Consider the following 20,393-nt stretch of genomic DNA (forward strand, 5'->3'; position numbering starts at 1 on the left):
AAGTTTTAGTTACTAAGTCGCTTCTTTAGATTGAGTCTCACCAGTAATCATGATTGGTTGAATTGCAGCCGTATAAGCTTGAATAATTGTTGTTACACCTTCAGGCAAGGGAAGTTGTCCAGCATTAACTGCCACGGTGTATTTTGCAGAATTTGATTTCTCATAATGTTCTTTATCGGACGAGGATGATTGACTTGTCGATTTAACTGAGCCTTCAACTTTAGCTGAAAAGCCCATATAACTAAACCCAGCTTCAAAGCTCCCGCTGGTTTCCTTATTCTGGCTGCTAGATGTTTCTGTATCATGTGAAAATGAGCTCTTTACCTCCATTTCAAAGTTCACATCAACATTTTTCACGGCTAACGAGTTTAGAGGTAAAATTGTTAGTAAAGGTAGATTTAGAGTAGAAGTTGCAGGCTCTAGTGCTTTACCTGTTTTCTCATTAATGACGGGTCGAGTAACTTCAAGTTTAACCATAATGGGTTTGCGTATACCGCTGGTTTTGTCGTCTTTAGAGAGTGGTTGGAAACAGGTTTCTAATAGAAACCGGGTTTGTGATATTGCCATATTGGCATTGGCATCTGCTGCTGCATTTAAAGGGGCACCAATGAGTGACTTCATTGGTAAACCTGAAAATTGTTGTGCCATACTTACTAATGCATTTTCCATAATATTATCCTTTTACAAGTATTTTTACCCAGGAATTTGCGCCCTGAGTGAACGCTCATAACCCTCAATAAGCTTTTGAAGGCCTTCAGGAGTTTCACCTCCTTGAAGTTTGATTTCGATTTCCACATTAGACGTATTTCTTTGTTCCGATTTGGAAAAAAGATTTCGCTGAGTTTGCTTTGGAAATGCGACGAATAATTCATTTTCATCATTAGCAGTCACTTCTAGGTTTGTTTTAATACTTACTTCTTGTATTTTTGGAGAGCTAATAGGGGTGAGAGTAATAAGTGGAACATCTACATAACTAATTTTAGGCCCGTTATGGTCTTTATCTGGAAAGGCCATCAGCATTGTTTTTGGTTTTAGTACACGTTTTATGTCACTATTTGCAGCTAAATTATCATTATGCTCTTTTAAGATATTAAGTGCTGATTCGGTATCATCACTGTCTATAAATGATTTAACCTTTTGAATAGAATCCTCATCAAGATCGGTTGCTTTGGTTTTAGGCACTTCAATAATTTCGAAAAACTTATTGATATGCTTTATACCTTGGGCTTCAACCTCGTTTGCTGCTTGTTTGATACTCGAATGAAGTTCATGTATCAGCGATCTAAATTTAATCATCTTTATACTCTGTTAGTGACTTTGTAGTGATAGTTATAGGCACTAAAAGAAAATAAATTAATAAGAGTTGATCCTATGAACGCTTCGAAATAGCAATCTTTTTTCGTACGGTAGATATAGTTCGCTGGCTTACTCCAAAAACTCTAATGAGTTCATCATTTTCCATGCCATTTTTAATAGAGTTTTCATAAGCTATTTTCCGCAGCAGACTAAAAATACCCCAGCGATTAGGAATTTCAATATAACCAGAAGAATCAGCTAAAGAACAAATTTTCGTATAGCGAATATCAGTCAAGATGATCCCCAAGTGCTCTTCTAGCTTTGATTTATCTTTACCTAGATAAATCTTTTTACCACCATGCTTGCCAATAAATTCGTAAAACTCCATTGCTGTGAATGGCTCAACAAGTTCAGATAAGAAAAAAGGCAGTCTAGCAAGCACTTCTGTTTGGTTTTCTTCGTAAAATGTATTTAACTCATTCATATGGTTAATTTTATTTGTATAGATAACTCCGAAAATTTCGTAATGCATCCTTTGCAACTCCAGCTAACTAGGCCTATTTCAAAGAAGTAAGCTTTAAATTATTGTATCGACACTGTATTTGTAGTTATCAGTAACTAAGAAGCACATAAGAACCATTCATATGATTGTTAACGGTTTGATTATTATATGTATACTTTAAATTGGCATTTTTTTAGGTAATCAGGGGGCTTGGAAGGTAGGTTTTTTATTATGTCGCTTTATAGACAATCGATTGATGTTGCTATTACAGCAGCACTGTTAACCACATGCTAAAACTCAGCACACTTAATACTGTAGATAAAACCACTGCACTGGCAAGGGTATCTTGGTGTTGTTTTATTTGGCATGAAATTAAATAGGCATTAACGCCCAACGGCGATGCACTTAATAATACCAGTACCTTTAACAGTGACTCATTAAGTGCAAATACGTGTGTGCCTAGCAATAACACCAAGGCAGGTAACATGACTAACTTTAATAGGCTGGCAATGGCTGTTGCTTGCCAGTTATCGCTAATTTTATAAAAAGCTAAGTTAGCGCCCAACACAAATAACGCACAAGCAATAGCGGGTTCGGCTAAAAGCGCTAAGCCACTAGTTAAGTCAGCAAATAAAGTAACCCCTGCCAAATTAACCAATAAACCAGTGCTAATACTTAACACCACTGGATTGAGTAGCATATTTTTGGAAAATGTTGACCAGGAAAACACATGACTGGCGTTGTTTGCACTAATTAAAAAAGTAAGGGTGAATAATAACGCGCTATGAAAGGTAATGATCATAAAAATAATGCCCATCATTTGCTCGCCTAATGCGGCAATAATAATAGGTAACCCCACCAATACAGTATTGGAATAGCTACTGCCAAGGGCAAACACGCTATGGCGTTCGTATTGAAGTTGTTTAGAGAGAATGTAGCGGTCAATAACTAGGGCAAAGAGGTAAATTAAAATAACCGGAATGTAAAAACTTAAAAAGCCATTTAAGCTGACACTAGTTTGTAAGTCTGCTTTGCCCATATTTAAAAATAAAAAGCTCGGCACACTAATATAAAAAGTAAACTTACTTAATCCTTCTATATGAATTCGCTCTAAAAAGCCACTGCGGCTAGAAATGTAGCCACATAGCACAATAAATATCAGCGGGAATATAATCGAAAATATATGCACTAAAAGGCTCTTGTTGATTAGGGTCTGTTGACCTTTTAAGGTTAAATTTGCAGCAGCCTGTTTGGTATTTAGGCAAGGCAGAGCCTATGTGGTGTGGTTATTCCCCATAAATAGGCGATAACACAGCATTAATGCCAAACAGGCGCTGCCCTTTGGGTTCTGCCTAGGGGCGATTTACTCTTTGTTGCTCGGTTTTGACTTAGCCCACTAGGTTACAAACCTCGCGCCGCGATTAAATCGCCCCTAGCTTGAACAAATTTTAATCCGCAAAGGTCAACAGACCCTAGCGTCTAAACTCATCACTTTGCGGTAAATTAATTAATATCAGTACTGCACCTTTACCGCCATATTCAAGCGGAGCTTGATGCATAGCAATAACGTCGGGGTGTTGCACTAAATATTGCGGCACTTTATGCCTGAGGATATGGCCGCCAATTCCGTGTACAACGCAGGCACAGTAGTAATGCTTTTTTTACACTCATGAATAAGTCCTGCGAGTTCATCTTTGGCCACTTCTTTATTCAAGCCATGCAGGTCTAGGGTTAAATCAGGTATAAAATCCCCTCGGCGAAGTTGTTTAGCTAAAAAACGATCCTGACCCTGTTGCACATAATTAACAGTACCGTTAGTGTCTATATCGGGCACATATTCATCAGAAAAGAAAAATTCTGATTGTTGTTGCTTTTTTTGCTGGGCAAATTGCTTCGCTTGTGACACTTTAGGTTTATTACTAAAACGGTGAGTGTCTTGTTTGAACACGCGCGCACCACTGATACTTTGACGAAACAAGTCAATGTCATCAGGACTAATTAGGCTGTTAGAGTGGGGATCTTTTTTCATAGCGGCAGTCTAAACAAAAAAGTGGTAAAAATCGAGTAAAAAGGTGTGATACCCAAGCAGCTTTGCGGTGCGTAGTACAGCTCCAATAAGGTTAGTTTAAAAGCGATTTATACTGCGTTATTGATTTGAACAACAGAGTGACTATTACACTTGCAATCAATGCCTTGTTTAAATTACCTTTAATTCTAACTGTCACTCGCACCTAGAGGTGGCTTGGGTATACAATAGGGCAATCATGGGGCCCATAGTTGTGCCCCGATTGAGTTTATTTTTTGAAAGTAGCAGGCAGATAAGACTGATGAGTGAATTACTAATAGAAGAAGCAACCCTGGATGAAGCTGTTGCAGAACTTTCAACCTTACATGATTGGCTTCGTTGGACGACTAGTCAATTTGCAAGTAGCGGTATTTTCTTTGGTCATGGCACCGATAACGCATGGGATGAAGCGGTAAGTTTGTTATTACCAGCGCTTAGTTTGCCAATTGATGCACCCAAAGAGCTGATGCATGCCCGTTTAACCAGCACTGAAAAAAACCGTTTAGCAGGCTTAATTGCCGAGCGCATTAACGATTTCACTCCAGTTCCATACCTGACCAACATTGCATGGTTTGCCAATATGCCATTTTATGTGGATGAACGAGTATTAATTCCTCGCTCGCCTTTTGCTGAGCTTATTATTAATCGTTTTACACCTTGGCTAGAGCAGCCAGAATCAGTAGGGCGTATTTTAGATTTATGTACGGGCTCGGGTTGTATTGCGATTGCATTGGCACAAGCATTCGAAAATGCGCAAGTTGATGCGGTTGATATTTCCTATGAAGCCCTTGAAGTGGCTAATATCAATATCACCGATTACCAACTAAGTGAGCGCGTATTACCGATTCAGTCTGACGTATTCAGTGGTGTACCTGGGCAAAAATACGACTTAATCGTAGCAAACCCTCCGTACGTTGATGCTGAAGATATGGCTGATTTACCACGTGAATTCCATCACGAGCCAGAGCTTGGGTTAGCATCGGGTCACGATGGCCTTGATGTAACACGTACTATTTTAGATCAAGCCAGTGAGCATCTAACAGATAACGGTTTGTTATTTGTCGAAGTAGGTAACTCTATGGTACATATGGATGCGCTGTATCCAGGCGCACCATTTGAATGGATTGAGTTTGAACAAGGCGGATTAGGGGTGTTTGTTATTAGCAAGCAACAACTAGATGCCTACTTTGCACAGTAATAATTAATACTAGCCATTCATCCCAAATGGCTGGGCAAATAATAGCCGAGTTAATCCTCGGCTATAGTCATTAGGAATGAGGAAAGTTAATGGCAGGTAATAGCATAGGGCAGTTATTTAAAGTGTCCACCTTTGGCGAAAGCCACGGCGTTGCATTAGGCGGCGTAGTGGACGGTACGCCCGCAGGCCTTGAGATAACAGAGGCCGACATACAACACGATTTAGACCGTCGAAAGCCTGGGCAAAGTCGCTATACCACGCAGCGCCGTGAGAGCGATCAAATTAAAATTTTAGCGGGCGTTTTTGAAGGTAAAACCACCGGTACTAGCATTGGTTTATTAATTGAAAATACCGATCAACGTTCACAAGATTATGGCAAAATTAAAGACGTATTTCGTCCAGGTCATGGTGATTATACCTACTGGCACAAATACGGCCTACGCGATTACCGTGGTGGTGGCCGCTCATCTGCGCGTGAAACCGCTATTCGGGTTGCCGCAGGCGCCATTGCTAAAAAGTATTTAAAACAATTTCATGGTATTGAAGTACGTGCGTGTTTGAGCCAACTAGGGCCAATTAAAGCCGAAAATTACGATTGGGATGAGGTGGAAAACAACTTATTCTTCTTCCCTGATGCAAGTAAGCTTGAAGCACTTGACGAGTATATGCGCGAGCTAAAAAAACAAGGCGACTCAGTGGGTGCCAAGGTAAAAGTAGTGGCTAAAAATGTACCTGTTGGCTTAGGTGAGCCCGTATTTGATAGGCTAGACGCTGAACTTGCACACTCCTTAATGAGTATTAACGCAGTTAAAGGCGTTGAAATTGGTGATGGCTTTGATGTGGTTCAGCAAAAAGGCTCAGAGCATCGTGATGAGTTAACCCCTGAAGGATTTACCTCAAATCATGCCGGCGGCGTGCTTGCAGGTATTTCAACGGGGCAAGATATAATCGCATCAATTGCGCTTAAGCCAACATCAAGTATTACTATTCCCGGTAATAGTATTAACACCGAAAATGAAGCGGTTGAGATGATCACTAAAGGTCGTCACGATCCTTGTGTAGGCATTCGTGCTATTCCGATTGCTGAGGCTATGATGGCCATTACTTTAATGGATCATTTACTTCGCCAACGCGGTCAAAACCCACATGTACACCACGAACATGGGCCAATTAAAGGCGCTATTTAAGCGCCTTTAATTATAATAAATGCGGCTGATACTTGATGCCGCATTTACATAACTGACTATACTTAAATACGGTCAATGGCTTGTTTCGCAACCATATAGAGCTTTTTAATCATTAAACCTAACACCCAACGGATAAATTGAGTTGTGAGCTCTACTACCTCATATGACGCTTTACCTACAAAAGCAAGCATATGGCCAATTAAACCCTTTAACTCTTCTGTGAGCTCTACAAACTTAACCACAGATTCATGTAAGCATCGTGCTAAAATATCATAAAAAGTTAACCCAACGCTAAGACCTGCTTGTGCAGAAATAAAGGCGTATTGGCCAGTTTTCTTTAAAAAAGTAATTAAGCCATCGGTAATAATTCGCTGCCATCTAAGTGAGAATGTCACGTTATAGCGCAGAGCATATTTTAAAACAGTATGATTATAGTGAAGAGTTTTTAGTGAACTTTCCATGCTTTCATAATCATCGAACGCAGCCACAGTATTGACATAGCCGGGTGCACTTTTTTCCATGGAGTGTGCGGCAAGGCTAAAAAAAGATCCCTCATTCATCGCCGTTTGGTATTCGCTTGAGGTATGACTAAACGGCCAAGCTGGTACACATGGTACAGGATCTGCACCGTGCGTTACACGGTACTGGCCAACATTGTGTGCAGCTGAATGTACCGAATGATTTAGCACAACCCTTGGCGCACCAAAGGTATATAAATTAGTGGGAATACCTTGCTCACTTGCCCATATTGCTGATAGTTGGGCAATCGCACCACCTAAGCTATGACCAACAAGGTGCAAACATTTAGGTTTATGTTGCTTGACATAACTTGCAAACATCGGCTTCATGCTGGTAAAGGCTTTCTCAAAACCAGAGTGCACCTCTAAGTTTTTAGGGCCATGGGTAATGGCTACGTTTAGGTTTGTTAGCCAATCGGCGCAGGAGGTAAATACGGTGCCACGTATACCAATAATATGGTGGCCTTTAAATTGTTGTGATGCACCTTCTGCAGTCAAAGCGAAACCTGTAGTTCGGTTTAGGAGTTGATTGATTAAGCCACCACTAACACCTTTGATTTGGTTGTTGGTGATTTTAAAGTTTCTGACAAAATCGTTGTGAAACTCGCCATTGAAATCATAACTTTTTTTGATATCGTAAACTCTATTAGCGACAGTAGCAGCCGTGCTTGGTGATATTCTATTATTCATAGTTCAACCTTTTTCCCTGTAAAACGTTCTGTTAGATTATTCAAATCGCCATTATGAATTTCATACTTTTCCTGACCATTCTCCATAATCCATGTGGGAATGTAATCTTCGTCCCATGTGCAAATACTTGTCGCAACTCTATTAAGGTGTTTATTAATATTATTCTTAAATTCAAATCTTACTAATGGATTAGTTAGTTCACAATTTAGAAATTTTAATTTATCTGTGTACTCAGGAATTTCGTATATATCAGGCTGAGTTGCTCCCCATAAACCAATGATAGAATTATCATCTTGTTCTATAACAATTTTTTGGTGTACGCGGTCTTCGGAAATTAATTTATTCGGAATAGAGGAAAATATTGTTTTTCTTGGGAAATGGAAGTGACCATCTTCATCTGTAATAGTTGTGTCTAAACGTTCTACCCCGTCTATATAGGTTAGTGCACGTATTATTTCTAAGTCCGCAATGGGAATTCCATTTTTTGTAACAATCCCATTGACTTCAGGGCTTAAAAATACTTCTTTTTTCTTTTTGAACCAGCTAAACATATCTTCTCCTTGACTAATGGCTGGGAAAATAATCACACAAACAAGAATTAATAAGATAATGAATCGAGGGCTATAGCTAGATTTATTCATAGGCAATCCTTGCGTATTTTTATGGAACTCTAATTGAGAATAAAACACATGTAAAGTGAAATGCCCACTTTTTTAACCTTTCAGAGAGCCTGTAATTTGAGCAGCCAGATTTAGAAGTTGATTGATTAAGCCACTACTAACACCTTTAATTTGGTTGTTGGTGATTTTAAAATCTCTGTCAAAACTTTGTCCTAATTCCTCTTTAAATGACGAAGAGGTTCTTATATCGTAAACTCCGGTCGCTATAGTGGCAGCTATATTTGGGGGTAATATTACTTGGACTTTTTCCATGTTAATCCTCCTTGATGTTACGTTCAGTTAAGTTATTAAAATCACCATTATTAATTCTATACTCTCTATCTCCGTCATATAACCAATATGGCATATAGTCTGTTTCCCAACGACAAATACTCGATGCTACATAATTTAAGTGTTCGTTATTATTTTTTTTAAATTCAAAAGCAACGCGTTTATTAGTTAATTCACACTCTAGGAATGCTAATTTTTCACTATACTCGGGGATTTCTTTAATTCCTGATTGGTTTGCAACCCATAATGGAATTAAAGTGCTTTCGCTTTCAATAAATATTTCTTGCGAAACGCGGTTTTCAACTATTAGCTTATTGTGTACTGAGGAAAGGATCGTTTTTTTGGGAAAGTGAAAACGTCCATTTTGATCTGTGCTTGCAGTATCTCGGTGGACTTTTTCATCTATGTAGATTAATGATCGTATTATTTCTAAGTTGGCAACTGGTGTGCCATTGTCTGTAACAACACCATTGACTTCAGGGCTTAAAAATACTTCTTTTTTCTTTCTGAACCAGCTAAACATATCTGCTCCTTGACTAATGGCTGGGAAAATAATGACACAAGCAAGAATGGGTAAAATAATCAATCGAGGGCTATAGCTAGATTTATTCATAGGCAATCCTTGCATATTATTGGACTTTAAAGATGAGAGTACACTATTTAAAATGAATCTACAGTAAGCTTTTATATAGCCTCGAACTTTGATACTTTTAGTGTAAAGTAGTGCGTTTAGTATATACAGGCTATACATCTTTATTGCCGCTCAATAATTTAAATGTGCTCAGCGCACCTAAAAATAAGAGAGCTGTTATTATGCAAAAAAACAATCAAGCTTCCATCTCACAAACTGAATATAAAGCCACCATAAAACGGCTCGAAGAGTTTAGCCGCTTTACCGATAGCAGCATTGGTATTCCGTTTACTAAATTTAAATTTGGTGTAGAGTCGCTGATTGGGCTTTTACCTGTGATGGGTGATTTAGCAGGGCTTATTTTGTCTGGCTATGTACTAATTGAAGCGCAGCGCTTAGGTGTTAGCAAGCGAGTAAAAAGCCGTATTATTATAAATATGTTGATTGATTTTGTTGGCGGGCTCATTCCATTTTTTGGAGATATTTTTGATGCTATATTTAAAGCAAATACGCGTAACACCCGCATACTTAAAAAAATTTAACAGATAAGCTAACCACAAACCCATAAACATTATTAGTTTAAAGTGTGTAATTAGCCCTGTTATTAACTATTTATTTGGCATCAAAAAAGTACTTAGCGAGTATTTCTTTTTGTTGACCAAACTGATCAGACACTCCAATTCCAATCCCAATTATTTCCCCTTCTGCTTGCGGTGGCTCAGCTTGCATGACTTTATTAAACGCATCCAATGCAGGGTTTTGCTCATTTGCAAGTAGGGTTAAATGCGGCTGAAAATTCTGAAATACATTTGGGCTGCCATAACGTTCAAAAGCCACGAGTTTATTAGGGTAATGCTTTACCCAACTTGGCACTAGCGCTTGATGATCGCGAAGCGGCTCAAGCTTAAGGGTCACCTCGTCGGCTAAGCGTTGTAACTGATATGATTTTTCTAATTTTATAAATGCCCAATTACTTGGTGACACACTAAATCCATTGGCTTTTATCTCAAACGACTGATGATCTTTTACAATACGCTCTACCACTTGCTTAATTTCGTTTTGTGCTTCAGGTGGGTAATCCGTTAAATACAAGGTGGCATGTACGGGTAACCCTTGTTGGTAAAACGTAGTAATTTGGTGCGTAGCCAATTCATCGCTGGTTTTAGCGACTAGCTCAACGATAGGCTTAGAAGGAATAGCAAATACGTTAATACTTATGCTTTTTGCATAACTGCTGGCAGAAGTAGCCAACAGTGTTAAAAAAGTAAAAGAGATAAATAGCCACGATAAAAAGCTGTGTTGTTTAACCATAAGAGTGAGTCAATTCAGGTTTTTGGTTGGCATATGGTAAGCGTAATTAAGCGTTCAGTAAATAAAGTATGGTAAGGAAGCCTTAATTAATGCATCGCTAATTTTTTACTTTGTAGATAAAAGTACGTACAATTCGCTTCGTTTTTAGTGTGCTTTATACTAATTCCATCTGTCTTTAAAGCACCGGGTTCAAACGAGTATACGAAGTATTTATGCACCAAGTAGCTGATCTAATTTCTATTTTCGAACACACTTTTTACCAAAGCTATAACACGCGTTTGGTAAAAGGTGAGCATGAGCCTATTTACATTCCCGCAAATGATATAACCCCGTATCATCAAATTGTGTTTGCCCATGGTTTTTATGCCAGTGCATTGCATGAAATAGCCCATTGGTTAGTGGCAGGCTCGCAACGCCGTTTAAGTGAAGATTATGGTTATTGGTATTGCCCTGATGGGCGCGATGCTACACAGCAAGCGGAGTTTGAATCAGTAGAGGTAAAACCTCAAGCAATAGAGTGGGCATTGAGTGTGGCTGCTGGGTTTGATTTTAACGTATCGGTAGATAATTTAAATGGAGAGCAAACTTGTCGATTTGCGTTTCAATCGCGTGTTCATGCAAAGTTATTAGAGTTGTTGCAAAACGGGTTTAATCCAAGAACAACCTTATTATTAAAAGCACTGTGTAAATTTTATAACACCACGTGGCCATTACATGCTGCGCAGTTTTCATGGCATTCTCCCGAGGAGCTAAAAGATGCAGTTTAAGTTAGGGTTGATTGTAAATCCAGTCGCAGGACTCGGTGGTAGTGTGGCGCTAAAGGGCAGTGATGGCGAAGAGACCGCTGCTAAAGCCATTGCATTAGGCGCAGAGCCTAAGTCAAATAGCCGCACTAAAGCTGCACTTGAAGTGCTTATACCTCATCAATCAAACATTACTATTTATACTGTTAATGATGAAATGGGGGAGCAAACAGCAAAAGCGCTGGGCTTTAATACGCAAGTGGTATATCAAAGTAACTCACCCACAACCAGTGACGATACCGAAGCTGCAGCTCGTTTATTACAGCAACAAGGTGTTGATTTAATCTTATTTGCTGGTGGCGACGGAACAGCGCGCAACATTTGCCATGCTGTAGAAGACTCGGTACCCGTATTGGGCATTCCTGCTGGATGTAAAATTCATTCCGGCGTGTATGCCATTACCCCAAAAGCCGCAGGCCGTGTAGTTGAAATGCTGGTAAAAGGTGAGCTGGTAACATTAAGCGATGCTGATGTGATGGACATTGATGAAGTGGCTTTTCGCCAAGGAACAGTAAAAGCAAAACGTTATGGTGAAATGCAAGTGCCAAGTGAAGTGCGCTATGTACAAGCGGTTAAAAATGGCGGTAAAGAAACTGACGAGCTGGTGCTAGCAGATATAGCTGCTTATGTTGTTAGTGAAATGGATGCCGATAGCCTCTATGTCATGGGTAGTGGCTCTACCGTTGGCGCAGTGATGGAAGAGATGGGGCTTGAAAACACCTTACTCGGTGTTGATTTAGTTGAAGATCAAGCTTTAGTAGGGCAAGACCTAACAGCCCAGCAACTTCTTGAACTTACCAAAGAACGTGAAACAAAGTTAGTGATCACTCTAATTGGCGGCCAAGGGCATATTTTTGGTCGAGGAAATCAACAACTCAGTCCTGCGTTAATTAAAGCGATAGGCCGCGATAATATTATTGTTGTGGCTACTAAAACAAAATTACAGGCTTTAAATGGCCGACCGCTGATTTGTGATACCGGTGATAGCAAATTAGATGATGAATTAAGCGGTTATATACGTGTAACCAGTGGGTTTAACGACCATATTATGTATGCAGTAGGTCATCAAGATGGGCTGCACCCAGAGGAGAAGTAACACATGAGTTTAGTAAATTACATAGATGCTGCGCAGCAATATTTTGATGATTTAGTGATAAAAGCCACCGATGACGAGTTATTTGCCGGCGGTTATTTACGCGGCCACTTTGATTTAGCCGTAGGTTATGCACAAGTTGAAGAATTAAATCTAGAAGTTGCCGAACTAAACGACACGGTTGAAAAAAGCTTAGTAAAAGCTTATCGCAACGGCGAACTTAATGAAGACGATAAAGCACTCGTAGTAAGAATATGGGATGAAGTAAAAGCACTCGCATAAGCTTTTTTTATTCATTAATAATAGCGCGGCCACTGAGCCGCGTTTTTTTGTGCCTAAAAAAGAACTTGTTTATTCAGTTAAAATTTACCTCATTCCTTAGATACGCTAAAGTAGCGTAGTCTAAATTCTAGGGAACAAGTGAAATGAATAACAATAATGATGCGACAATGCCAACGGGCATAGTTGCGCGATTTTTAAATTTTGTTGAGCGGGTAGGGAATAAGCTTCCTGATCCAGCAATTATCTTTTTGTTTGCCATGTTATTAATCTGGTTTTTATCTTGGTGGTTTTCAAGCGTCACATTTGATGCAATAGACCCTCGTACTGGCGAAGCCATTATCATTAATAACATGCTTGCCAGCGATTCGTTGGCCACCTTTTTATCTTCTATGGTAAAAACATTCACTGGTTTTGCGCCACTGGGTGTAGTACTGGTTGCTATGCTAGGTGTGGGCGTTGCAGAGCATTCGGGCTTTATTAATACCGGCCTTAAATTAATGCTCAAAGTAACGCCTAGAAAATTACTAACACCCTCAATTATTTTGGTAGCTATTGTGAGCCATACGGCTACCGATGCAGGGTATGTGCTGGTTATTCCACTTGCTGGGGTAATATTTTTTGCAGCAGGTCGTCATCCGCTTGCCGGTATTGCAGCGGCATTTGCAGGGGTTAGCGGTGGCTTTGGCGCTAACTTTATTCCATCTGGGATTGACCCGTTACTGCAAAGCTTTACGCAAAGTGCAGCACAAATTATTAATCCAACAATGAGCATTAACCCGCTTAATAACTGGGGCTTTGCTTCAGCATCAAGCTTATTTATTGTAATGTTAGGCTGGTACATCACCGATAAAATTATTGAACCACGTTTAAAAAATTCACCAGTTGATGGCGAAACTCAAGACCTACCAGCATTTGAAGATGCCCGTAGTGACGAAAAGCGCGCCTTTCTTATTGCTAGTTCCGTAATGATTGCAGGTATTGCGTTATTAGCGTATGTATCTGCACCCGCTGATTCAGCGATGCGCAGCAGCGATGGCTCGTTAACAAACTTTAGTTCACCACTAATGCAGTCAATAGTGCCGCTAATCTTCTTACTGTTTTGGATCCCAGGCGCAGTATATGGTTTTACCGTAGGCACCTTTAAAAGCTCTAAAGACATGATAGATGCGATGAGCAAAGCCATGAATGGTATGGCGTATTACATTGTTATGGCATTCTTTTGTTCATTATTTATTGCTGCATTTAGTAAATCAAACCTAGGTGCCTTACTGGCAATTGAAGGGGCTCAGGTATTAAAAGCAATGGAATTACCGAGCTCTGTAACGGTAGTAGGGATTATTTTCCTAACCGGTTTTGTAAACTTGTTTGTTGGTTCAAGCTCGGCTAAGTGGGCACTATTAGGTCCGGTATTTGTACCTATGCTAATGCAACTCGGTATTTCGCCAGACTTAACGCAAGCGGCTTATCGCGTGGGTGATTCAAGCTCTAATATTATCACCCCGCTCATGCCATACTTCCCGCTGGTGGTAGTGTACTGCCAAAAATACGTTAAAGGCACAGGCATTGGTACGCTTATCGCGATGATGCTACCGTATTCAATCGCCTTTATGATTGGCTGGAGTATCTTCTTGCTTGGCTACTGGGCACTCGGTATCCCATTAGGACTTGATGCTAGCTACGTGTATCCAGCAGTCGCGCCTTAACAAATATAATCGCTATAACAAAGTAGAAGCCCCACCATGAACTGGTGGGGCTTTTTTGTATATTTTACAAAGAAGCTTGAGATATCAAAGGCTAGTGGGGGGCACGAGGTACGAGCTGCGGGGAGCGGGCTAAGTGAATTATTTACAAATAGGTGTAGATACACTGCACTTTAAAGCTCATAAAAGTTGGCTGCGCATTACGGAGATTAAGCTAACCTGATACCTAATACCTGAATTCTAGGCACAAAAAAACCTTGGCACTTTCGTGGCAAGGTTTTTTTACTAAAGAGTTGTTGCTTACTTAGCGGTGAAGCTAACTGGGCGACGTTCTTTACGAGGGCCGCTACGCTTATCAGGGCGTTGACCCTCTTTATTAAAGCTACGCTTCTTGTCACCAGCAGGGCGTTCAGAACGCTCGCCGCGTGGCTCAGAAGGGCCTTGATCTTGTGTTAATGTCATACCCATTGGGCGTTTACAAATAAACACTTTTTGGAAGTGATCAAGTACATCTTTAGGCATGTTTTGCGGTAATTGTACCGTACTGTGACTGTCGTGAAGACGAATGTCACCGATAAACTTGCTAGAAATGTCTGCTTCGTTAGCAATTGCGCCAACAATGTTCTTAACCTGAACACCATGCTCACGACCTACTTCGATACGGTATGTATCCATAGGGCCTGCATCACGGCTATTACGCTCGCGAGGTTTACGCTCAGCGCGCTCACCGCCACGTTCGTTACGACGACCACGGTCACCACGATCATTACGGTCGTTGCGAGGGTTGCGTTCGTTACGCTCACGCGGTTGAATCTTAACTTCTTCAACTTTAATTGGCGATTGTTGCTGTGCTAAACACAGTAATGCACCCGCTAAGTCTTCAGGAGCAAGCTCAAGTTTTTGTGCCATGTTGGCAGCCACTTCGTTAAAGAAAGTAATATCTTTGTTTTCAAGTGCAAGCGTAAGCTTTTCTTGAAGCGCATTGATACGTTTCTCTTCAACAACTTTAGCTGTTGGTAATTCAACTTGTGCGATTTCAGATTTAGTATGACGAATGATATTTTTAAGTAAATAACGCTCGTTATGCTTAACGAAAAGAATCGCTTTACCAGTACGACCAGCACGACCTGTACGGCCGATACGGTGAACGTAGGCTTCAGAATCTTGTGGAATATCGTAGTTGATAACTAAGCTTAAACGGTCTACATCAAGACCACGTGCCGCTACGTCTGTTGCAATAACAACATTTAGCATGCCGCTTTTTAAACGATCAACTGTGCGCTCACGCGCTTGCTGGTTCATGTCACCGTTAAGTGGCGCAGCAGAGAAACCTTCGCGCTCTAATAACTCAGCTAGTTGAACTGTATCGTTACGTGTACGTACGAAAACAATAGCACCTTCATATTGCTCTGCTTCTAAGAAACGAACAATGGCTTTGTTTTTATGTACGTGTGCATTCCAAAACACTTGCTCTACTGACGATACAGTTGAGTTGCGTGCAGAAATATGAACCTGTTCAGGATTGTTCATATATTTGCTGCTGATGTTTTGAATTTGCTTAGGCATAGTCGCAGAGAAAAGACATGTTTGCTTTTCACGCGGCGTTTTTTCCATGATGTTTTCAACATCATCGATAAAGCCCATACGTAGCATTTCATCGGCTTCATCAAGTACAAGTGCTTGTAAAGCATCAAACTTGATAGTGCCACGATTTATGTGATCGATTAAACGACCCGGTGTAGCAACAATAATCTGTGCGCCACGACGAAGTGCGCTCAACTGGATGCTATAGCTCTGGCCACCATATAGTGCCAGTACTTCAACACCACGAGTGTGTTTTGCATATTGTTCAAATGCCTCAGCTACTTGGATCGCAAGCTCACGGGTTGGTGTGAGTACAAGGATCTGTGGCTGTTTCACAGACGGGTCAATATTATTTAGTAATGGCAGTGCAAATGCTGCTGTTTTACCTGTACCCGTTTGTGCTAGTCCCAGTACGTCCTTTCTTTCTAGCAATAACGGTATACATTGAGCTTGGATTTCAGATGGTGTCTTGTAACCCAACTCTTCAACTGCCTTTAAAATTGCAGGAGAAAGATTTAGAGATTCAAACGTGACTGGTTCTGACATTAATACGCCTCAACGAATTTAAAGAGGCGCGCATTGTATAGGAAATACGAGGCAAATGCTTGTATAAATTACAACTAATTTATATGTGTTTGATGTTGGTCGAAATTTAACCAGTTTAAGTTGTGTGTTAATTAAACTGGTTAACATTATACCTACAAAGTTACTGGTAAAGGCCTAGGTTTTCTTTGGCGTAGGCTTCAAATTCTGTAAAACCACCAATGTGTGTTTGGTCTACAAAAATTTGTGGTACAGTCGGGCATGGCTTGCCTGCAGACTTTTCTAAATCTTCTTTACTGATGCCTTCTTTGATAATGTCGATGTAGCGGTATTTAAAATCATCGCGGTCATTAGCAAGTTGCTCTGCAACATCTTTAGCGCGAACACAAAAAGGGCAGCCTTCACGGCCAAAAATTACTGTTAACATAACGCTCTCCTCAAATTAGTTGACCCTAGTGTAACTAATTTCATTATTTATTACAGTGCAAAAAAACGATTATTGTGTTCGCTTTTTTTAGGGCCTGTAAAAAAATAAAAAATATTTTATAAAAAAATCTTGAAATAAAATTGTCCGCCCATAAATAGTTATTTGAGGACGCCTGATGGGTCTTCATTTAAACAGAACTATTTGAAAATTATATTATTAATTAAATTTTGCCGTTACTTGTTCAAACGAAAAGTGGCAGCAATATATCGCTTAAATATGAGGATATTATTATGCGTACAGTAGATTTATCACCCCTATACCGTTCATTCATTGGTTTCGATCATTTAGCATCATTAATGGATGCCGCTGCACGAACTGACAAGCAGCCAAGTTTTCCTCCATACAACATCGAAGCGCTTGATAAAGACAAATACCGTATCACTATGGCAGTTGCTGGATTTAGTGAAGACGAGTTAAGCCTACAATCTGAAAATAACACGTTAGTTGTATCAGGCACTAAAGCAGGTAAAGATCAAAACGATGAACGTAAATTCATTCATCAAGGCATTGCCGAGCGCAACTTTGAGCGTAAGTTCCAGTTAGGTGACCACGTTAAAGTACTTGGCGCAGACCTAGCCAACGGCTTACTAAGCATCGACCTTGAACGTGAGATCCCAGAAGCGCTGAAGCCCCGTAAAATTGAAATTGGCTCAGGCAATATGCTAGAAAGTAAATAGCTAAGCTAGCACACGTATTTTCCCTGTGAAAAGCCGCCATTTGGCGGCTTTTTGCGTTGTTAGTCTTTTAAATCGATTTGCATTTGTTTTAAAGCGTTAATTTTATCTATTGCAACTTGTAGTTGTTCTTGTGAAAGTTTTTTTTGTCGGCCTTTAGCAAGTAAGTCTTCAAGTTTTAATATTTTGGCTTTTGCAGCAACAACAAAACGTTGTTCTAGCTGTCTTTGCTGTTCAAGGTGGAAATCTTGATATGCCTGGTGATTATTTAAATCACCACTGTACTGAGCAACTGGCTGAGTATTTTTTACTATGTTGGGTAAATAGGCCACAGAGGTTATTGCTGGCAAACGCTGAGGACTAGCATTATTAGTTGTAACCGTTTCCAATTGCGTGCTTTCTAACTCTTGGGTCATGTCAGCAGCAGTAAGCTCGAGGGACGTTATTTGCTTGACACTTTTAGCTTGGTTAAGACCATCAATATTCTTTATTGTTGGTTTGCTAGTATAGTGAGTGAAAAGTGTGTAAATACCAACACAAGCTACAACAACAGAAACGAAAACTTTTTTGCTCATAAAATTACTCCCGTCTTATTTTGCCACTTGAGCCAGTTATTTTCATACTGTTGTGCCGCTTTTTGTTTTGCAATGGCCTTTGTTGCTTGGTATCGAACGGTTTCATCTTCTGGCGAAAAATAATCAAACTGATGCTCATAACTGTGTACCACCACCCATTCACCACTAGGTGTACGAATAACAGCAGAAATGGTGTTTTCTTTAGTTGTGAACGCAAGTTGTACAACCCAACTACTTTTGTTTTTGCGGTTTAATTCACTATTGTATTGAGCATATATATCTTGTTTTCCTGATATTACTAATGCTTGTTCAAGTGATTTGTTATCCGCCAACGTGTGAAAGTCTACAGCATTGGCTCGACTAGCAAATTGAGCTCCGTGGGCTTTCACTTGGCTTAAAAATTTAAACTGCGATTTATTTGCTTGATAAAACGCTTTAATTTCGCTTTTGTTTACTTGTTTCTCTAGCTTTTCAAGAACGGGGCTCTGCATGTGCATCATTGTATTTATGCCTAGCCAGCTTTGAATGGAGGGGCGCAAAATATCTCCTTTAGCTATTTCATACAGATGTTCAATATCAATCCCCTGTTTTGCCAAAATCGGTTTGGCTTTTGAAAACGCTATATTGAATTGCCGTTTTTTTATTAATTCACTTTTGAATAGTTCACTATCTCCTCTATGGAGTTTAAAACGTACCTGCATTGATAGTGCATCGATAAATTCATATAAATTAATAGAGTTATACAAAATAGGGGTTAAATCGATCTGCTGCATTTTTTTAATCAAGCTTTGTACATATTGACCATTTTTAGGGTACGGCCCTAATGTGCGTTTAAGCCATTGGCTATCATAAGTGTCCAGCTTTACCAGACTTGACTGTGCCTTTATAGCTAATTGCGAATCGAACAGATTTTTTAAGTAACGTTCAACATGGTATTGAGTACTAAAACCAACGGCAGATTGTCGTTTTATTATCGCAGGTGTTTTTAGCGCTGCTTGTTGTAACAAAAACTGATTCTCATACAGACGAGCTTTAACTTCATTGATTGTAATTTCAGGTTTGTGCTTTAAATAAGCACGATGCATAAAGTTAACTTCATCACTACTGTATTGAGTAAATGAGGCCATTACTAGGGAGTGGTAACACGCCCCTAGTAATGTAATCACTAAAATAGCCATTTTCTTCATTAGCGAGCAACCATGGCGTGGTTTAATAAGTGCACCACCATTGCTATTGCATGGGGCACTACTTGCTTAGCTATATTAAGGCGATCAAAATGATCTTTTGAATTGAGTACAATTCCACCTTGTGCATAAGAAAATGAACCACCTTGGGTTAATAATGGGCGAACATCTTGGCTATTTTTATCTAAAGGCGAGAACGTTTGCATTGCTTGAGTAACGAGTGATAAATCGTTGAGCTGCTCTTGATCATAGTAATCTTTTACCCAACTCTCCCAGCTAGAGTGGTTAAGATCTGATGTGGTCCATGTGTGGTGAGGTTGTAATAAATCAGTAGTATGAAATACAAACCCTAATACTTGGGGATTGCCGCTTTGTAAGTAACTTTGATACCAATATTGCCCTAAATTATCGATAGGTTGAAATGGCATTTCTTCAAAGTCATCGTACATAGAATAGGTTGAGTTGCTATCGATTCTGTAGTGAGATTCTGTTACACCATAACTGTTATATTTTGAAGAGTCGGCATTAAACCAACCTGTTTCTCCCCCTTTACCATCATCAAGATAGTCACCTTTAAGCCAAGCAGATGCAAGATTATCAATAGTGCCCCAAACGGTGAGCTTCTCATAATTATAACCACCAAAATCGTTACCATGTTGGTCTGCACCTTGGGTATGATTTTGAAAATGCCAATAGCTTGTATATTTAACTATGCTTTGCGCTGCTCCCCATACTGGCGCTTGAACACACGAACCTGTAATAGCACCACAGAAAAAGGTGTCTTCAAAGTCATCTACATCATATGCAGCTTGTCCCAGCAGTTCGGCTAATTCAGTGATAGTCAGATTGTTTTGTTCAGCGTACTGTCTTAGGGCTGCATATTCGGTGCTAGTTGGGTGTTGCTGCATATAATTCACGGCGTCAAGAACAATACGTTTGTGAGTTTCTTGACTAAAAGCTTGAGCTTGGCTTGTACCGAGTAATAAAAGTGTCGCTGCAATTAATTGTTTTTTCATTTTATTCTCATCATGGTGTGGAGTAAGAGGTGCTATTAAAAAATAAGCTCATTACATTGCCATGACAAATAAATTAAACATTTAATTAACAATATTACCTATTT

Annotated in this window: 22 protein-coding genes and 1 pseudogene; 8 read left to right on the forward strand and 15 right to left on the reverse strand. The window is 39.8% G+C overall.

What is annotated here, in order from left to right:
- Nucleotides 1–12: 12 nt before the first annotated feature.
- From AB8618_RS04655 to smrB, 5 genes and pseudogenes are all read right to left on the reverse strand, one after another.
- Complete coding sequence (locus AB8618_RS04655) at nt 13–669, reverse strand: DUF2589 domain-containing protein (RefSeq protein ID WP_409425022.1); 657 nt, start codon at nt 667–669, stop codon at nt 13–15.
- Between the two features lie 24 nt (nt 670–693).
- Nucleotides 694–1,296 (reverse strand): DUF2589 domain-containing protein, encoded by a 603-nt coding sequence (locus AB8618_RS04660; RefSeq protein ID WP_409425023.1) that lies wholly within the window; start codon nt 1,294–1,296, stop codon nt 694–696.
- A gap of 73 nt (nt 1,297–1,369) precedes the next feature.
- Nucleotides 1,370–1,828 (reverse strand): hypothetical protein, encoded by a 459-nt coding sequence (locus AB8618_RS04665; protein WP_409425024.1) that lies wholly within the window; start codon nt 1,826–1,828, stop codon nt 1,370–1,372.
- 235 nt (nt 1,829–2,063) lie between these two features.
- Nucleotides 2,064–2,987 carry an AEC family transporter gene (locus AB8618_RS04670; protein ID WP_409425025.1) on the reverse strand — a complete coding sequence of 308 codons (924 nt, stop codon included), beginning with the start codon at nt 2,985–2,987 and terminating at the stop codon, nt 2,064–2,066.
- A 283-nt stretch (nt 2,988–3,270) separates the two neighbouring features.
- Nucleotides 3,271–3,827: pseudogene (gene smrB, locus AB8618_RS04675) on the reverse strand (endonuclease SmrB).
- A 298-nt stretch (nt 3,828–4,125) separates the two neighbouring features.
- Here smrB and prmB point away from each other — a divergent pair.
- Entirely contained in the window at nt 4,126–5,061 is a 936-nt protein-coding gene (prmB, locus tag AB8618_RS04680) for a 50S ribosomal protein L3 N(5)-glutamine methyltransferase (RefSeq protein ID WP_413401514.1), read from the forward strand.
- Nucleotides 5,062–5,150: 89 nt separating this feature from the next.
- Nucleotides 5,151–6,248 (forward strand): chorismate synthase, encoded by a 1,098-nt coding sequence (gene aroC, locus AB8618_RS04685; RefSeq protein WP_413401516.1) that lies wholly within the window; start codon nt 5,151–5,153, stop codon nt 6,246–6,248.
- A 62-nt stretch (nt 6,249–6,310) separates the two neighbouring features.
- On the opposite strand, the gene AB8618_RS04690 is transcribed toward aroC, so the two are convergent.
- The 4 genes from AB8618_RS04690 to AB8618_RS04705 form a co-directional block, all read right to left on the reverse strand.
- Nucleotides 6,311–7,456, reverse strand: coding sequence for a lipase family protein (locus AB8618_RS04690; RefSeq protein ID WP_413401518.1), 1,146 nt, complete (start codon nt 7,454–7,456; stop codon nt 6,311–6,313).
- On the reverse strand, nt 7,453–8,097 hold the full coding sequence (locus AB8618_RS04695; protein WP_413401520.1) for a DUF6795 domain-containing protein: 645 nt from the start codon (nt 8,095–8,097) through the stop codon (nt 7,453–7,455). Before AB8618_RS04695 ends, AB8618_RS04690 begins: the two co-directional genes overlap by 4 nt.
- 72 nt (nt 8,098–8,169) lie before the next feature.
- On the reverse strand, nt 8,170–8,388 hold the full coding sequence (locus AB8618_RS04700) for a hypothetical protein (RefSeq protein ID WP_413401522.1): 219 nt from the start codon (nt 8,386–8,388) through the stop codon (nt 8,170–8,172).
- Nucleotide 8,389: 1 nt separating this feature from the next.
- On the reverse strand, nt 8,390–9,019 hold the full coding sequence (locus AB8618_RS04705; protein ID WP_413401524.1) for a DUF6795 domain-containing protein: 630 nt from the start codon (nt 9,017–9,019) through the stop codon (nt 8,390–8,392).
- A 200-nt stretch (nt 9,020–9,219) separates the two neighbouring features.
- Between AB8618_RS04705 and AB8618_RS04710 the strand changes: the two genes are divergently transcribed.
- The gene (locus AB8618_RS04710) at nt 9,220–9,579 is read left to right on the forward strand and encodes a DUF4112 domain-containing protein (protein WP_418157338.1); all 360 of its coding nucleotides are present in this window, start codon (nt 9,220–9,222) and stop codon (nt 9,577–9,579) included.
- Between the two features lie 70 nt (nt 9,580–9,649).
- On the opposite strand, the gene AB8618_RS04715 is transcribed toward AB8618_RS04710, so the two are convergent.
- Nucleotides 9,650–10,348, reverse strand: coding sequence for a 2'-5' RNA ligase family protein (locus tag AB8618_RS04715; protein WP_409425033.1), 699 nt, complete (start codon nt 10,346–10,348; stop codon nt 9,650–9,652).
- Nucleotides 10,349–10,560: 212 nt separating this feature from the next.
- Here AB8618_RS04715 and AB8618_RS04720 point away from each other — a divergent pair, with 212 nt between their 5' ends.
- The 4 genes from AB8618_RS04720 to AB8618_RS04735 all read left to right on the forward strand — a co-directional run bounded on the left by AB8618_RS04720 (nt 10,561) and on the right by AB8618_RS04735 (nt 14,229).
- A complete protein-coding gene (locus tag AB8618_RS04720) occupies nt 10,561–11,115 on the forward strand; it encodes an elongation factor P hydroxylase (RefSeq protein ID WP_413401528.1) in 555 nt (184 codons plus the stop codon).
- A complete protein-coding gene (locus tag AB8618_RS04725) occupies nt 11,105–12,247 on the forward strand; it encodes an ATP-NAD kinase family protein (RefSeq protein ID WP_413401530.1) in 1,143 nt (380 codons plus the stop codon). Before AB8618_RS04720 ends, AB8618_RS04725 begins: the two co-directional genes overlap by 11 nt.
- A gap of 3 nt (nt 12,248–12,250) precedes the next feature.
- Nucleotides 12,251–12,526 carry a YfcL family protein gene (locus AB8618_RS04730; RefSeq protein WP_054202147.1) on the forward strand — a complete coding sequence of 92 codons (276 nt, stop codon included), beginning with the start codon at nt 12,251–12,253 and terminating at the stop codon, nt 12,524–12,526.
- A gap of 143 nt (nt 12,527–12,669) precedes the next feature.
- Complete coding sequence (locus AB8618_RS04735) at nt 12,670–14,229, forward strand: AbgT family transporter (RefSeq protein WP_010391381.1); 1,560 nt, start codon at nt 12,670–12,672, stop codon at nt 14,227–14,229.
- A gap of 297 nt (nt 14,230–14,526) precedes the next feature.
- On the opposite strand, the gene AB8618_RS04740 is transcribed toward AB8618_RS04735, so the two are convergent.
- Entirely contained in the window at nt 14,527–16,356 is a 1,830-nt protein-coding gene (locus tag AB8618_RS04740) for a DEAD/DEAH box helicase (RefSeq protein ID WP_008466685.1), read from the reverse strand.
- 160 nt (nt 16,357–16,516) lie between these two features.
- On the reverse strand, nt 16,517–16,780 hold the full coding sequence (locus tag AB8618_RS04745; protein ID WP_008114535.1) for a GrxA family glutaredoxin: 264 nt from the start codon (nt 16,778–16,780) through the stop codon (nt 16,517–16,519).
- A 290-nt stretch (nt 16,781–17,070) separates the two neighbouring features.
- Between AB8618_RS04745 and AB8618_RS04750 the strand changes: the two genes are divergently transcribed.
- On the forward strand, nt 17,071–17,517 hold the full coding sequence (locus AB8618_RS04750; RefSeq protein WP_010391385.1) for an Hsp20 family protein: 447 nt from the start codon (nt 17,071–17,073) through the stop codon (nt 17,515–17,517).
- A 59-nt stretch (nt 17,518–17,576) separates the two neighbouring features.
- Here the strand turns inward: AB8618_RS04750 and AB8618_RS04755 are convergent, their stop codons facing one another.
- From AB8618_RS04755 to AB8618_RS04765, 3 genes are read right to left on the reverse strand one after another with little or no spacing between them, the layout of a single operon-like run.
- Complete coding sequence (locus AB8618_RS04755) at nt 17,577–18,089, reverse strand: hypothetical protein (protein ID WP_409425040.1); 513 nt, start codon at nt 18,087–18,089, stop codon at nt 17,577–17,579.
- Complete coding sequence (locus AB8618_RS04760) at nt 18,086–19,276, reverse strand: peptidyl-prolyl cis-trans isomerase (protein WP_409425041.1); 1,191 nt, start codon at nt 19,274–19,276, stop codon at nt 18,086–18,088. Before AB8618_RS04760 ends, AB8618_RS04755 begins: the two co-directional genes overlap by 4 nt.
- On the reverse strand, nt 19,276–20,289 hold the full coding sequence (locus AB8618_RS04765) for a phospholipase (protein WP_409425042.1): 1,014 nt from the start codon (nt 20,287–20,289) through the stop codon (nt 19,276–19,278). Before AB8618_RS04765 ends, AB8618_RS04760 begins: the two co-directional genes overlap by 1 nt.
- Between the last annotated feature and the right edge of the window lie 104 nt (nt 20,290–20,393).

Origin of the sequence: Pseudoalteromonas sp. RW-H-Ap-1 (assembly GCF_048318575.1) — a bacterium.
In the GTDB taxonomy this organism is placed as follows: domain Bacteria; phylum Pseudomonadota; class Gammaproteobacteria; order Enterobacterales; family Alteromonadaceae; genus Pseudoalteromonas.

What these genes read in the sequence shown, in the direction of transcription:
- AB8618_RS04715 (WP_409425033.1), bottom strand. Translation starts at nt 10,348, where the DNA reads ATGGTTAAACAACACAGCTTTTTATCGTGGCTATTTATCTCTTTTACT.
- AB8618_RS04760 (WP_409425041.1), bottom strand. Translation starts at nt 19,276, where the DNA reads ATGAAGAAAATGGCTATTTTAGTGATTACATTACTAGGGGCGTGTTAC.
- AB8618_RS04695 (WP_413401520.1), bottom strand. Translation starts at nt 8,097, where the DNA reads ATGAATAAATCTAGCTATAGCCCTCGATTCATTATCTTATTAATTCTT.
- AB8618_RS04765 (WP_409425042.1), bottom strand. Translation starts at nt 20,289, where the DNA reads ATGAAAAAACAATTAATTGCAGCGACACTTTTATTACTCGGTACAAGC.
- AB8618_RS04660 (WP_409425023.1), bottom strand. Translation starts at nt 1,296, where the DNA reads ATGATTAAATTTAGATCGCTGATACATGAACTTCATTCGAGTATCAAA.
- AB8618_RS04710 (WP_418157338.1), top strand. Translation starts at nt 9,220, where the DNA reads ATGCAAAAAAACAATCAAGCTTCCATCTCACAAACTGAATATAAAGCC.
- AB8618_RS04740 (WP_008466685.1), bottom strand. Translation starts at nt 16,356, where the DNA reads ATGTCAGAACCAGTCACGTTTGAATCTCTAAATCTTTCTCCTGCAATT.
- AB8618_RS04655 (WP_409425022.1), bottom strand. Translation starts at nt 669, where the DNA reads ATGGAAAATGCATTAGTAAGTATGGCACAACAATTTTCAGGTTTACCA.
- AB8618_RS04665 (WP_409425024.1), bottom strand. Translation starts at nt 1,828, where the DNA reads ATGCATTACGAAATTTTCGGAGTTATCTATACAAATAAAATTAACCAT.
- AB8618_RS04720 (WP_413401528.1), top strand. Translation starts at nt 10,561, where the DNA reads ATGCACCAAGTAGCTGATCTAATTTCTATTTTCGAACACACTTTTTAC.
- AB8618_RS04690 (WP_413401518.1), bottom strand. Translation starts at nt 7,456, where the DNA reads ATGAATAATAGAATATCACCAAGCACGGCTGCTACTGTCGCTAATAGA.
- AB8618_RS04750 (WP_010391385.1), top strand. Translation starts at nt 17,071, where the DNA reads ATGCGTACAGTAGATTTATCACCCCTATACCGTTCATTCATTGGTTTC.
- AB8618_RS04705 (WP_413401524.1), bottom strand. Translation starts at nt 9,019, where the DNA reads ATGAATAAATCTAGCTATAGCCCTCGATTGATTATTTTACCCATTCTT.
- prmB (WP_413401514.1), top strand. Translation starts at nt 4,126, where the DNA reads ATGAGTGAATTACTAATAGAAGAAGCAACCCTGGATGAAGCTGTTGCA.
- AB8618_RS04755 (WP_409425040.1), bottom strand. Translation starts at nt 18,089, where the DNA reads ATGAGCAAAAAAGTTTTCGTTTCTGTTGTTGTAGCTTGTGTTGGTATT.
- AB8618_RS04745 (WP_008114535.1), bottom strand. Translation starts at nt 16,780, where the DNA reads ATGTTAACAGTAATTTTTGGCCGTGAAGGCTGCCCTTTTTGTGTTCGC.
- AB8618_RS04725 (WP_413401530.1), top strand. Translation starts at nt 11,105, where the DNA reads ATGCAGTTTAAGTTAGGGTTGATTGTAAATCCAGTCGCAGGACTCGGT.
- AB8618_RS04735 (WP_010391381.1), top strand. Translation starts at nt 12,670, where the DNA reads ATGAATAACAATAATGATGCGACAATGCCAACGGGCATAGTTGCGCGA.
- AB8618_RS04730 (WP_054202147.1), top strand. Translation starts at nt 12,251, where the DNA reads ATGAGTTTAGTAAATTACATAGATGCTGCGCAGCAATATTTTGATGAT.
- AB8618_RS04700 (WP_413401522.1), bottom strand. Translation starts at nt 8,388, where the DNA reads ATGGAAAAAGTCCAAGTAATATTACCCCCAAATATAGCTGCCACTATA.
- aroC (WP_413401516.1), top strand. Translation starts at nt 5,151, where the DNA reads ATGGCAGGTAATAGCATAGGGCAGTTATTTAAAGTGTCCACCTTTGGC.